The organism is Asaia sp. A2 (genome assembly GCF_057319415.1).
The window spans coordinates 34,952-46,975 of sequence record NZ_JBXWTO010000002.1; the positions used below are offsets into that span (position 1 = coordinate 34,952).

Sequence of the window (12,024 nt, forward strand, 5' to 3'; positions counted from 1 at the left end):
ATTGAGGGTTAATGAGAAGTACTTGTTGGGATTTGATTTGTTACGCTCCCACAAACAGCGTATTTCGCCGAGTGTCGTCAAGGTGACAACGAAAAGTCAATGGTCTAGAAGTTTGTCTAGATCAATCTCTCTGAATCATTGCTGTGAGATTAATTATATTTCTGATGAAGAGTGTAGTTATTTTGTGGTGGATAAATTAGTATTTTTCGACCGGATGAAGTAAAGTGGATATGAACCCGGATTTATCAAATAAAGAAGATCGTTCAGAAAGTGAAATCAGCGAGGACTCCTTGCGTCTTGCGCTTGAACGTCTTGGTACCAGTGGCCGCAAACGCGGCACTCACACAAATCATGCCAAATCTTCTGTCGAGCCGCGTCGTCGTCGCTTTGTCCAGGAAGGGCAGGTCGTTGTCGAGCATCACCAGGGCTCACGCATGGCGCAACGGGCTATGCCGATGCAGGGTGATGATAGCAGTGACGAAATCAACCGTCTGCGCAACCTTCTCAAGCTGGAGCAAAGACGCGCCGAGGACGTGCAGCGGGAGTTAAGTGATGCGCAGGTGCAGTTGCGTACGCTTGAGACGCATCTTGTACATGAAAAACTGCATGTCAAAGAGCTCAAGACGCGCTGCGTCGATGCCGAGCAGGCCCTGCTTGACGCGCAGATCATGATTGAGCGGCTGCAGGCGCAAGTGGCGGTCCCTAAAGCCATTGCCGAGCATGTCGCCTCAACCGAAGAAATCGTGGTGAAAAAGACCCGTGGCCCTGGGCGTCCGCCAAAGGCGCGACTGCCGGCTGAGCCAGCGCATGAGCCTGAGCCTGTCCAGTGGTGGAAAGACTAAGGTCGCTTCTTTTGATGTTGTGGGTAAATGGCAGGTTGCTGACAACCGGATGCTGAGTCCGGCTGCCCGTTCAGGGCTTCTGAGTTCATGGGCTCATACCAGGTCGTCAGGTTCTCATCGTGCGTGGGCCAAAGGCACCCTATCCTCGCGCGCCTGCCATTCCACGCATTTCTATTCCTGCCCGCGTGAACGTGACAGCTGGCGCGCGAACCAGATCAGGCTTGCCGCAAACACGGCCAGACCAACGATCTGCGTGACCCCTGCGCCGACCGGCAACGCAAGGAGATCGCCGTGGCCGCTCATGCCACTCAGCACGGCAACCACGACACCGATCAGGCTCTCACCAACGATGAAGCCCGAGGCGATCATTGTGCCGGCACTGTCATCGTCATGCACGTCGTTACGATGGGCCTTGTCAAATAGCCGACCGATTACAGCGCCGATGGCGATAGTGACCGACACATCGGCTGGGAGATAGATGCCCATTCCTACGGCCAGCGGGGGGAGGGCGAGATTACGCAGCCTGAACAGGCGGTCAATCACGATCAGGGCGGCACCAATCGCAGCACCGATCAGGATCATGGTCCAGTCGAGATTATGCAGCAGAATGCCGCGCGCCAGATCGACCATGAGGGCGGGCTGCGGTGCAGCGAGTGCACGTGTGGGATCCATGTCCGGACGAGGCATTGTGCCGACAAAACCATAGGCCTGATACAGCACGTTCAATACGGGCGGGATGATCAGGGCGCCTACCACGCAGCCAATCAGCAGCACGATTTCCTGCTTCCAGGGGGAGGCACCGACAAGCTGGCCGGTTTTCAGATCCTGCAGATTGTCGTTTGAAATCGCGGCCGAGCCGGTTAGGGCCGTAAGCACGAACAGGATATAGGCAATGGCAATATGCTGGTCATGGGCCGAGAGTGCGCCCGGCACCAGATGAAGGGCTTCGAGCCCCATCAGGGCCATGCAGAGCGCCACGACACTGATGATCGAGATGCCGGAAATGGGAGAGGAGGATGATCCGATAATCCCGGCCATGTAGCCGCAGGCGCTGGCCACAAGAAACCCGATGAACAGACAGGCAGCGAGGCCCAGAGCCAGCATGACCACCAGCAGGAAATCATGCGGTGTGACGGGCCACAGGAAGAGCGTGAACAAAGCGCCCAATCCGAGAACGAGCGCTGCGAGCAGGATGTTCATGATGGCGGGGGGCAGGTCGCGGTCCGTCTCATCCAGTGTCTGGCGATGCGTGCCAGAAAAGGCTTCCCTCAGGCCACGCGCGACGGGACCAAGCAGGGAACCAACGGTCCAGAGTGCCGCGATGGCGATTGTGCCAGCGCCCATGAACCGCACCTTGTGTACCCATATTCCAGTCGCGAAATCGGTGGCCGAAACGCCAGCCGGGTGGGGCAGAATGGCCGTGAGCCAGGGCACGGTAATTCCCCAGCCCAGCACCACGCCGCCCAGCATGGCGAGCCCGCCTGTCAGCCCGACCAGATAGCCCGTACCGATGAGCGCAAAGGAGTACGCCCCTTGCAGGCGGAAGATGGACTGGCCGAGACTGAGCGTCAGGCTCCAGCCATCCTGCATTACGCGCAAGCCGGTGCTCATGAATGTCACGACGGCAGCAAGCACGCTGCCGCGGATCAGGGATCTGAGCGCCTGCTGGTTTCCCTCGGGGGAGGCGACGCGTAGGATCTCGGCGCAGGCAACGCCTTCAGGGTATGGCAGGGCGCTATGGGTGACCAGTGCGCGGCGCAGGGGGATTGTGAACAGGACACCCGTCGCGCCACCGAGCAGGGTGATGAAGAAACTCTGCCAGAACGGAAAGCCGCCCCAGAATCCGATCATGACCAGACCGGGGATGGTGGCAAACACGCAGCTTAACGTTCCCGCTGCCGAAGCCTGTGTCTGGACCAGATTGTTTTCCAGGATCGTGCTGCCACCGAGGGCCCGCAGCACCGCCATGGAGATGACAGTCGCCGGAATGGATGAGGCAAAGGTCAGGCCGATCTTGAGGCCAAGATAGACATTGGACGCTGTGAAGATGACCGTGATCAGAGCGCCGAGAATGAGTCCTCTTATGGTTAATTCTCGTGTCGCCTTGCTCATGCTGTCTCTCTGTGTCGATTTCGTAAGGAACTGGTCCTACGACGAAGCGATCAGAAACGAAAGACGAAGTTGGACTGGTAGTAACTTCCGCTCTTGCCACCGGCTGCGCGCAACCCGTCCGAGCCGAAGAAGCGCGCCCCATATTGGGTCCATGTGAGGTGACGATTGAGCTGTAGCGTCAGCGAGGCCTGCGGCACAACGCCGATAAACCCGCCATGCAGGTTATTGAACGTGTAAGCGCCCGAGGGACCGTAAACAGCATCATCCGTCGATTCACGCCAGAAGAACGGGCTTTTAAACTGAAGGCTGAGCCAGTTGCGTGGCGTGATACGCAGGACCGGCGACAGGCTCACGAGGTTGCTTGGTGCAATATAGGTCGTGGTATCAAGATAGTTCGTCTGAGGGTTGAACGGGGCGATGTAGGTGCCGATGGTGCCGTTATTGCTTTTTGAGGAACCACCGGAATACAAATCGGCCTGCACACCGATAAAGGGATGTAGTGGCGAGGGTGTATGGCGGTAGCCGGCAATGGCGTTGAAGGCATAAGCCGAGACAGCCCGGTTCTGTCCGGTACGGTTAAGCTCGAAACTGCCCCCCTGATAGAGCCCGCCAACCGAGAATTCAAAGGATGGCGCGCCGCCATACCAGCGAAATCCGTAATCCTGACGCGCCGTCGTTCCGTTGAGCGTCGACCGGTTATAGGCGAGAGCCGCCGAACTGCCGCCCAGGCGAAAGGCAATCAGGAAGAGGTCGAGAAAGGACGACACGCGCTCTGCCCCAAGAGAGAAGGAAGGCGGTGCCCAGGTCACGTCGATACCGTGCAGACGGGTGCTCCAGTCCACGCGGTCATGAAACATCTTGTTGAACGTCACATTCGTGCCGACGAAATCGTAGACATCTGCGCGCAGGCGCGGCCAGATGGCATAGCCACGCACACCGTTCCAGGAGAGGGGAACGTTGGGCGTCTCACGGTTATAGAGAATATAGGATGGCGCATCGAGAAACTGCTGACGCCCCACAATCACCCCGGCCTTTGCGCCAGCAAGCCTGGAGCGCAGTTCCACGAACCCCTGTTGCAGGTCGAGGCGCTTGCGATAGGTGGTGTTGTAGCCAAAACCGCCCCAGCCAGCCGCATCACCATTAATGAGTTGGCCGAAGAAGCGCACATGCTCGCCCAGGTGAAGGTCGGCACCGTAGAGGTTGCGCACGGCAAATCGCCCCGAGCCAGCCGGGCCACGTGTCCCGAGAAAGGGCGTCTCCTCCGACCAGTTGCGCAGGCGGGTTTCGCCGGAAAAGCTGAGCCACCAGCGGCCACTGGCATTGAGCGGGATATATTTGATGGCATCGAACAGATCATCATGGCGCTTCCTGTCACGCAGGAAAGACCAGTCTTCCGCCCAGGGGGCGACACCGTAGCGGCCTATCGGGCCGAACCCGGCAGATTCACCGTTTCCCCGCGTGAAAACACCCCAGTCACCCTGCGTCCCGTGCGGGGGACGGTTTTGAAGCGGGGTCACGCGTCGCGGCTGCCCCACCGGCCCGGCATGGGGAAAGTTCTGGATCTCGGGTCGGCTGGTGCCGCTTACCGTCACTTGTTCATCGGCGGCCGTCGGATCAACGCGTGGTTTCTGGCGTGAAACCGATGTGGCGGTCGTCGCCGTGCGGCCTGTCTTGACCTGATTGATGGTTTCGTCATGCGCGGCGCAGGGAAGCGAGCCTGCAAGCAGGAGCAGGGCAGGCAGGGCAGGATATGGGCGCATGACGAAACGTTCCGGAGAAAGATGGTTCCCCAGCGTATCAGCATAAAACGAAGATATAAAGTGTTTCTATAAAAACACTATATAGATATGTGGTTTAATTCGTGTGGGCAGTGAATTTTGCCGGGCGCAGATGGGTCTGGTTGTAGTCAAGCTGTTCACGGCTGAGCTGGAAGCCGATCTTCAGGGAGTAGTTGGTCAGTTGCAGATCGGGCGACGCTGGCACATCGATGATGCGTACCGGCGTACGCAGCGAGACGGTGGACTGGTTGCCGGCAAACGAGACAGGAACCTCGAATTCCTTCTTGTCGATAATCTTGCCGTCGCGCATCACGGCCACGAAATAGGGCAGGACGATATCCTTGCCATCAGAGGCCGGGCCGCGCTCGACCGTAATGCCCAGGCTGAGGCGTGAGCGAACGGTTTTCTTGGGTGCGCCTTCACAATTGCCGGTCAGACCGCTCATGGCCGCATGGGTCACGAGGCTGCCTGCATCCAGTCCATGGCCATCATACTGATAATAATCGGCTGCCGAACTCAGGATTTCGACCGGAGGGCAGACAGGGGCAAAGGCGCTCTGATCGTCCTGATTGCAGGCTGTAAGGGCTGTGCCCGTGCCGAGTATGGCGAGCAGAGGGAGGAACTGGCGGGCATATCTGGTCATGAACAAGGCTCTCGTCTATTCACCGGTGCGGAAACCGAGCCCGGTATGGTATGGTGGCGACACAACGCCAAATGATCATGCAATCACGGGCTCATATCAATCATGGGCTTGCATACTGGCAACGGGTTGCGTAGCTCCCATATGCGAGCCCATATCGCGAAGCGTTGCATCATCTGACATGCGTGCTGCCATGGGGCTTGTTCGCATATACCGCCTGCCGTGAGATTGGGGAACACCATGCCCGACACCTTGACCACTTCACGCCCGCAAGAGACCTCGGAGCAGGCGTCCGGGGCACAAACGCTTCGCGTTCTTCTGGCCGGGCCGCGTGGCTTCTGTGCTGGCGTGGACCGGGCCATCCGCGTGGTGGAAGAAGCCATCCGCCGTTATGGCGCCCCTGTCTATGTCCGCCACGAGATCGTGCATAACCGCACTGTTGTCGAGAATCTTGAGGAGCAGGGCGCGATCTTCGTCGAGGAGCTCGACGAGGTCCCTGCGGATGGCCATGTCGTGTTTTCGGCGCATGGCGTGCCGAAATCGGTTCCGGCCGAGGCGCAGCGTCGCAACCTGCTTTACCTAGATGCGACCTGCCCACTGGTCTCGAAAGTGCATCGTGAAGCCGAGCGCCATTTTGCCGGTGGTGGCCCCGATGCCCGTCATATCCTCATGATCGGCCATGCAGGCCATCCTGAAGTCGTCGGCACGATGGGCCAGCTGCCCAACGGCGCCGTGACGCTTATCAACGATGCGGAAGAAGCCCGTACCGTCCAGCCCGCCGACCCGACGCGTCTTGCCTTTATCACCCAGACGACACTTTCGGTGGATGATACATCAGAGATCGTCGCGATTCTGCGTGAGCGTTTCCCGCTCATCGAAGGGCCGAAGAAGGAAGATATCTGCTACGCCACCACCAATCGTCAGGAGGCCGTGAAGGCCATTGCGCCGGAGAGCGACCTGGTGATCGTGATTGGCTCGCCCAACTCGTCGAATTCGCAGCGTCTGCGTGAAGTGGCCGAGCGCTCGGGCGCCAAGCGTGCGCTTCTCGTGCCCAAGCTGGCGGCGCTCGACTGGAGCGTGCTTGAAGGTGTTACCACGGTCGGGATCACGGCAGGGGCCTCGGCACCTGAATCGCTGGTTCAGGAAATGGTCGATGCCCTCTCGACTCGCTATAAGCTCGATATCGAGGAGCGTATCGTGAAGAAGGAAAACGTCGCGTTCCGTCTGCCCAGCCCGCTCGGCGAACCCGTCTGAGATCTGGCGGTACACGCATGAACGCTTTTCTGTCCGCCTGAATCGATGGCGGTTTATACAACCATCCCGCCAGAGACGCTTGAGGCTTTTCTGGCGGAATACGATCTCGGTCCGCTCAAGAGCGTGGATGGGATCGCCGAGGGTGTCGAGAACACCAATTACCTGATCGAGACCGAAGCCGGGCGCGCAATCCTCACCCTCTATGAAAAGCGGATGAATGAGGCCGAGCTACCCTGGTTTCTTGGCCTGATGCAGCATCTTGCCCGTCGTGGTCTCAAATGCCCGACCCCGGTGATTGCGCGTGACGGCGTCGCCCTGCGTCGGCTCATGGATCGTCCGGCAGCGATCACGACCTTTCTCACCGGCCGACCGATTGCCACGATCACGGCGGGGGCGTGCTTCTCGCTGGGTCAGGCGCTGGCGCGGCTGCATCTGCTGGGGGACGGCTTTCGGGCACGTCGTGAAAACAGTCTTGGTCCGCAGGCCTGGCAGCCGTTGCTCAACTCCTGCCACGGCGCAGGCGACAGCCTGTATCCTGGCCTGACTGAAGAGCTTCAGCTTGCCATTGCCGACGTGCTGGGGGCGTGGCCGCAGGAAGGGACCCTCCCGCAGGGGCAGATTCATGCGGATCTTTTCCCGGACAACGTGTTTTTTGAGGGCGGGAATGTCTCCGGGCTGATCGATTTCTATTTCGCCTGCACCGATCTCTATGCCTATGATCTGGCGATCTGCCTCAATGCCTGGTGCTTTCCCGACGAGCAGACAGCCTCGCCCGCGCTCATTGCCGGGATGATGGGAGGCTATCAATCCGTGCGGCCGCTCGCGGTTGAGGAAAAGGCGGCCATGCCGGCGCTCGTTCAGGGGGCTGCCATCCGTTTCCTGCTGACCCGGCTCTTTGACTGGGTCAACACGCCAGCGGATGCGATCGTCACACGCAAGGACCCGCTGGCCTATCATCACAGGCTTCGAGCCTGGCGCGAGAATGCGAAGGGGTTGCTCCATGTCTGAGGCAGCCAAGGCACCGCTCCCCGAGGGCGCGCCGCAGGTCGAGATCTGGACCGATGGGGGATGCCGCCCCAATCCGGGACCTGGAGGCTGGGGCGCATTGCTCTGTGCCAACGGGCATGAACGTGAGCTTTCGGGTGGCGAACCCGAAACCACCAATAACCGCATGGAACTCACGGCAGCGGCTGAGGCGCTTGAGGCGCTCAACAGGCCCTGTCATGTAACGCTCCACACCGACAGCGAGTATCTGCGCAATGGCATCACGCGCTGGCATACCGGCTGGGTAAGACGCAACTGGCGCAATGCGGCGGGTGATCCGGTCAAGAACATGGATCTGTGGCAGCGTATTCTGGAAGCGGAGAAGCGCCACCATGTGACCTGGCTCTGGGTGCGCGGTCATAGCGGCAACGTCAACAATGAACGCGTGGACCAGCTTGCCACTGCGGGACGCGAGGCTATCGAGCGGGGCTGATGGCCCCGGCCATTGCGTGCCGACACAAATATCTTTCTTGCCCCTCTGAGACGAGCCCCCGCCCAATGTCTCATGGCTCGGCGCGTCACAGCGCCGTCAGACACCGCGGGGCCTCACCCCCGTATCCAAGCCTTGCGAAAACCCCGGATCAGACGGGCAGGCAGATACGATGAGCGATATCGGTTGCGTTATCGGCGTCCTGCATCAGGCCGAGCAGTTTGAGCTCGTCCACATATTGCTCGACCTGCACACGAAGTGGATGCCCCGTGACCGGATGGCTGGTAATTTCGCGATCCAGCATGCCCTTTGCATCGTCCGGTGCGTCCTTGTCCTTGTCCCACAGCAGCGCCAGCTCATCGCGATGTGCAGGGAATTCGTGCTGGGCATCGCTGAGCGCGGCGGTGAGGGCGGCAGCGAGGCCGGGATCCTGAGCAAGAGCCCTGGTTGCGATACCGAGTGTTAGGTCGATTCTGTCGCGCTCGGCCCCCGTCATGCTGTCGAGCATGTTCCAGCTGACTCCCTTGGTCTGTTGCAGGATTCGCCATCCCATCGGGTCATGTATGGCAACGGCATCGAGTTCGCCTGCGCGCAGGGCATCGGCCATGTCATCTGCAGGAATGGCAACCCAATGCACCGAATCGGTAGGATGCAGCCCGCGGCGACGCAGCTGGATGCTGACGAATCGTCGGTCGGCTCCCTCCAGGCTCACGACACCAATCTTCTTTCCAGCGAGGTCAGCCACCTTGTGCAGCTTCAGGTCGCGTCGCACCAGAAGCCGATAGCTGCCGCCCCTGATGCCGCAGGCCAGTTTCGCCGGCAGGTCCTCGGCGTCGTCCTGATAAAGTACGGGCAGCCAATCGAGCAGGGGGCTCAGGGCCGCATCAGCGCGGCCGTTCAATACGGCATCGATCGCGCTGTTTCCGCCCCCAACCTCAACAATCTCGACCTGCAGATTGTAGCGACCGAAAAGCCCCTGCTGGCACAGCCAGAGCAGGGGATCATAGTCAGGTTCTGGCCAGGCCAGCCGCACGCGCCGTGCTTTGCCATCTGTCGCGATCTGTGTGCGATGATGGAAAACATGCCGTGATTGCAGGACTGTAGCGAGAATGATGCCGCCTGCACCCATGAGAACAAGTCGGCGGGAGGGCGCTGCCATCAGAAGAAAAACTCCATATGCAAAAAAAATGACAAAGGGGGGTTTACCCCATGAAAAGCTTTCGCTAGATAGTGCCTCGCCGGTCCCGAATAGCTCAGTTGGTAGAGCAAGCGACTGTTAATCGCTGGGTCGTAGGTTCGAGTCCTACTTCGGGAGCCAGGCATTTCTCCTTCAAAATTCATGTTTCATCTGGTGTGATCGTATCAAGGCGATCCAGCGCCCACAGGCGCGGGAACATCCTGATCCAGAGCCCCGCGACGACAAGCGTGCCAATGCCGCCTGCCACAACTGCGGCTTCAGTGCCGATGGCTGTCGCCAGCATACCGCTCTCGAATTCACCCAGCTGATTGCTTGAGCCGATAAACAGCATGTTTACGGCGGAAACACGGCCCCGCATGCCATCGGGCGTGGCAAGCTGTGTGAGGGCACCGCGCACCACCACACTCACCACGTCAGCAGCGCCCAGCACGGCCAGGGAGAGGACGGAGAGGGTGAGAGAATGCGAGACGCCAAACACAATCGTGGCGATGCCGAAAATACCGACAGAAGCAAACATGATGGGGCCAGCATGAGATTTGAGCGGGTAGCGGGCAAGCACCAGCGAGCCCATGAGCGCCCCCACAGCCGGTGAGGCCCGGAGTATGCCAAGCCCTATGGGGCCAAGATGCAGGATATCATCGGCATAGACAGGGAGCATGGCCGTTGCCCCGCCCAGTAGCACCGCGAACAGATCGAGTGAGATCGCCCCCAGCAGATCGCGCCGACGTTTGAGGAAGGCGATGCCCCCGAACAGCGATTCGAGGCTCATGGGCGAACGATTGCCCATATAGGGCTTCAGCCTGAGCAAAGAGGTCGAGACCAGCGCGATGGTAAAGCCGCAGGCGCAGGTCAGATAGCAGAAATCCGCGCCCATGCCGTAGAGCAGTCCGCCCAGGGACGGGCCAATGATCGAGGCTGTCTGGAACAGGGAGGATGACAGCGCCGCTGCCCGCGGGAACTGTGCCGGGGTGGCGATTGAGGGCAGAAAGGTCTGCTGGCAGGGCCCCTCGAAGGACCGAAGTGCCCCGAAACACGCAACGAGTGCATAGAGCGCCCAAGGCGCCAGCTGGCCCGTCATGGTGGCGAAGGCCATGAGAAGCGCACCGCACACCTCGATCGCCTGACAGATCTGCACGATACGCTTGCGATTATAGCGATCAGCCACATGGCCCGAGATGAAGACCAGCGCGAGCATGGGCAGGAACTGGGCGAGCCCGATAAGGCCAAGCGCTGTGACGCTATGGGTCAGGGCATAGGTCTGCCAGGCAACTGCGACGGCAAGCACCTGTGCAGACAGGGCAGAGAGTGTGCGACCGGCGAGAAAGGGCCTGAGCCCGATGATATCGCGCAGCGCGTCGGAGGGAGGAGGGGGCGAAGCGTCGGGTGAAAGGGGCTCTGGCATGGCGCAGTCACTATAGACAGCGTCCGTAATCCAGCAATGTTGTGTATGAAAATCGGCAGCGTGCATCAGCGCAGGTTTCCACCTGGCCAAAAGCGTCAGAATGCCCGCGCAGCATGGTGATTGCGCGATTGCATTTCACGGGTTGCGCAGGCAGGTTCCGCCGCATGACTTCAGACAGCGACATTGCCCCCGAATCGTCTCCGGCCCCGGTGCAGGCTGGGGCCGTTCAGCCCGATATACGCGTCGGGACCATCGCCTCGGCGCAGGAAGAGGGGGGCAAGACGCTGCTCTGGATCGATTTTGGCGCCCATCTGGGTGTCCGTCGTGCCACAATGACCCTGGCAAGAAACTACAAGGCACCGCAGCTGGTTGGCAGGCAGGTTTGCGCTGTGGTTAACCCGCAGCTGCAAAACACGACCGTCAATCAAGTGCTGGCGCTCGGCATGCCTGATCGCTCCGGCGACATGGTGCTGATCTGCCCGGACCACCGGGTGCCAGATGGAGGAAAACTGTTCTGATGGCTACCAACTACGCTACCGTCACCTGGGACCAGCTGCACCGCGATGCCCGCACCCTCGCTTCGGCCCTGATGGCGCGCGGCGAATTCAAGGGCATCGTGGCTGTCACAAGGGGCGGGCTCATTCCGGCGGCCATTATCGCGCGTGAGCTCGATTGCCGTCTTGTCGAATCCATTTCGGTCATCAGCTATGCGGGCGAAAGCGCACAGGACCAGAAGGAACCCCGTGTCGTGAAAGCCCCGATTGCTGCCGGTGACGGCGAGGGCTTTCTGGTGATCGACGATCTGGTCGATTCCGGTGAGACGGCCAAGGTCGTGCGCGATGTGTTGCCCAAGGCGCATTTCGCCTGCCTTTACGCCAAGCCCAATGGCAAGCCGCATACGGATCAGTATGTGATGGAAGTGGCACAGGATACCTGGGTGCTCTTTCCGTGGGACACGGCGCCGCTCTTCGTGCCGCCGCTGGCCCGTAACCTGGGCGCCTAACTTTTGGGCGTAACCTCGGATAATTCTTCAGTTTTTTCGAGAGTGCATCTTTCACCCTGCCGCGAGTTGCGGTAGGGTCCGCGCGTTCGGGGCGTGGCGCAGCCTGGTAGCGCGCTTGTTTTGGGTACAAGAGGCCCCCGGTTCGAGTCCGGGCGCCCCGACCACCACCACCAAGGGTATGGCGATACGCGCCCTTAGCTCAGTTGGATAGAGCAACAGCCTTCTAAGCTGTGGGTCGCTGGTTCGAATCCAGCAGGGCGCGCCATTTTCCAAGGGTTCCCTCGCTCTGGATTGCAAAGTTTGCAGATGGTTTGCCCGCAC

The 12,024-nt window shown here is 60.1% G+C and carries 11 protein-coding genes and 3 tRNA genes; 9 read left to right on the plus strand and 5 right to left on the minus strand.

Annotation, left to right across the window (positions count from 1 at the left end):
- Positions 1 to 290: 290 nt before the first annotated feature.
- On the plus strand, positions 291 to 842 hold the full coding sequence (locus ACWNRM_RS02485) for a hypothetical protein (RefSeq protein WP_485169353.1): 552 nt from the start codon (positions 291 to 293) through the stop codon (positions 840 to 842).
- 171 nt (positions 843 to 1,013) lie between these two features.
- On the opposite strand, the gene ACWNRM_RS02490 is transcribed toward ACWNRM_RS02485, so the two are convergent.
- From ACWNRM_RS02490 to ACWNRM_RS02500, 3 genes are all read right to left on the minus strand, one after another.
- Positions 1,014 to 2,954, minus strand: a complete 1,941-nt coding sequence (locus ACWNRM_RS02490) for an OPT family oligopeptide transporter (RefSeq protein ID WP_485169354.1) — start codon at positions 2,952 to 2,954, stop codon at positions 1,014 to 1,016.
- A 50-nt stretch (positions 2,955 to 3,004) separates the two neighbouring features.
- The gene (locus ACWNRM_RS02495) at positions 3,005 to 4,714 is read right to left on the minus strand and encodes an alginate export family protein (protein ID WP_485169355.1); all 1,710 of its coding nucleotides are present in this window, start codon (positions 4,712 to 4,714) and stop codon (positions 3,005 to 3,007) included.
- 94 nt (positions 4,715 to 4,808) lie between these two features.
- Positions 4,809 to 5,375 (minus strand): hypothetical protein, encoded by a 567-nt coding sequence (locus ACWNRM_RS02500; RefSeq protein ID WP_485169356.1) that lies wholly within the window; start codon positions 5,373 to 5,375, stop codon positions 4,809 to 4,811.
- A gap of 237 nt (positions 5,376 to 5,612) precedes the next feature.
- Between ACWNRM_RS02500 and ispH the strand changes: the two genes are divergently transcribed.
- The 3 genes from ispH to rnhA are packed head-to-tail and all read left to right on the plus strand — an operon-like array spanning position 5,613 to position 8,103.
- Positions 5,613 to 6,626 carry a 4-hydroxy-3-methylbut-2-enyl diphosphate reductase gene (ispH, locus tag ACWNRM_RS02505; RefSeq protein ID WP_485169357.1) on the plus strand — a complete coding sequence of 338 codons (1,014 nt, stop codon included), beginning with the start codon at positions 5,613 to 5,615 and terminating at the stop codon, positions 6,624 to 6,626.
- A gap of 45 nt (positions 6,627 to 6,671) precedes the next feature.
- Entirely contained in the window at positions 6,672 to 7,634 is a 963-nt protein-coding gene (gene thrB, locus ACWNRM_RS02510) for a homoserine kinase (RefSeq protein ID WP_485169358.1), read from the plus strand.
- A complete protein-coding gene (gene rnhA, locus ACWNRM_RS02515) occupies positions 7,627 to 8,103 on the plus strand; it encodes a ribonuclease HI (RefSeq protein WP_485169359.1) in 477 nt (158 codons plus the stop codon). Before thrB ends, rnhA begins: the two co-directional genes overlap by 8 nt.
- Before the next feature lie 148 nt (positions 8,104 to 8,251).
- On the opposite strand, the gene ACWNRM_RS02520 is transcribed toward rnhA, so the two are convergent.
- The gene (locus ACWNRM_RS02520; protein ID WP_485169360.1) at positions 8,252 to 9,259 is read right to left on the minus strand and encodes an ABC transporter substrate-binding protein; all 1,008 of its coding nucleotides are present in this window, start codon (positions 9,257 to 9,259) and stop codon (positions 8,252 to 8,254) included.
- A gap of 83 nt (positions 9,260 to 9,342) precedes the next feature.
- On the opposite strand from ACWNRM_RS02520, the gene ACWNRM_RS02525 reads away from it, so the two are divergent.
- Positions 9,343 to 9,418 (plus strand) — tRNA-Asn (locus ACWNRM_RS02525).
- Positions 9,419 to 9,437: 19 nt separating this feature from the next.
- On the opposite strand, the gene ACWNRM_RS02530 is transcribed toward ACWNRM_RS02525, so the two are convergent.
- Positions 9,438 to 10,700 carry an MFS transporter gene (locus ACWNRM_RS02530; RefSeq protein WP_485169361.1) on the minus strand — a complete coding sequence of 421 codons (1,263 nt, stop codon included), beginning with the start codon at positions 10,698 to 10,700 and terminating at the stop codon, positions 9,438 to 9,440.
- A 164-nt stretch (positions 10,701 to 10,864) separates the two neighbouring features.
- On the opposite strand from ACWNRM_RS02530, the gene ACWNRM_RS02535 reads away from it, so the two are divergent.
- The 4 genes from ACWNRM_RS02535 (at position 10,865) to ACWNRM_RS02550 (ending at position 11,968) form a co-directional block, all read left to right on the plus strand.
- Complete coding sequence (locus tag ACWNRM_RS02535; RefSeq protein WP_031240730.1) at positions 10,865 to 11,218, plus strand: hypothetical protein; 354 nt, start codon at positions 10,865 to 10,867, stop codon at positions 11,216 to 11,218.
- Positions 11,218 to 11,703 carry a xanthine phosphoribosyltransferase gene (gene gpt / locus ACWNRM_RS02540; protein WP_485169362.1) on the plus strand — a complete coding sequence of 162 codons (486 nt, stop codon included), beginning with the start codon at positions 11,218 to 11,220 and terminating at the stop codon, positions 11,701 to 11,703. The genes ACWNRM_RS02535 and gpt overlap by 1 nt, the downstream gene beginning before the upstream one ends.
- 87 nt (positions 11,704 to 11,790) lie before the next feature.
- A tRNA-Pro gene (locus ACWNRM_RS02545) sits at positions 11,791 to 11,867 on the plus strand.
- Between the two features lie 24 nt (positions 11,868 to 11,891).
- Positions 11,892 to 11,968: transfer RNA gene (locus tag ACWNRM_RS02550), tRNA-Arg, on the plus strand.
- The last annotated feature ends 56 nt before the right edge of the window (positions 11,969 to 12,024 follow it).

Coding starts and splice junctions, on each gene's coding strand:
- ACWNRM_RS02490 (WP_485169354.1), bottom strand. CDS start 2,954: ATGAGCAAGGCGACACGAGAATTAACCATAAGAGGACTCATTCTCGGC.
- ACWNRM_RS02495 (WP_485169355.1), bottom strand. CDS start 4,714: ATGCGCCCATATCCTGCCCTGCCTGCCCTGCTCCTGCTTGCAGGCTCG.
- ACWNRM_RS02500 (WP_485169356.1), bottom strand. CDS start 5,375: ATGACCAGATATGCCCGCCAGTTCCTCCCTCTGCTCGCCATACTCGGC.
- ispH (WP_485169357.1), top strand. CDS start 5,613: ATGCCCGACACCTTGACCACTTCACGCCCGCAAGAGACCTCGGAGCAG.
- thrB (WP_485169358.1), top strand. CDS start 6,672: ATGGCGGTTTATACAACCATCCCGCCAGAGACGCTTGAGGCTTTTCTG.
- rnhA (WP_485169359.1), top strand. CDS start 7,627: ATGTCTGAGGCAGCCAAGGCACCGCTCCCCGAGGGCGCGCCGCAGGTC.
- ACWNRM_RS02520 (WP_485169360.1), bottom strand. CDS start 9,259: ATGGCAGCGCCCTCCCGCCGACTTGTTCTCATGGGTGCAGGCGGCATC.
- ACWNRM_RS02530 (WP_485169361.1), bottom strand. CDS start 10,700: ATGCCAGAGCCCCTTTCACCCGACGCTTCGCCCCCTCCTCCCTCCGAC.
- ACWNRM_RS02535 (WP_031240730.1), top strand. CDS start 10,865: ATGACTTCAGACAGCGACATTGCCCCCGAATCGTCTCCGGCCCCGGTG.
- gpt (WP_485169362.1), top strand. CDS start 11,218: ATGGCTACCAACTACGCTACCGTCACCTGGGACCAGCTGCACCGCGAT.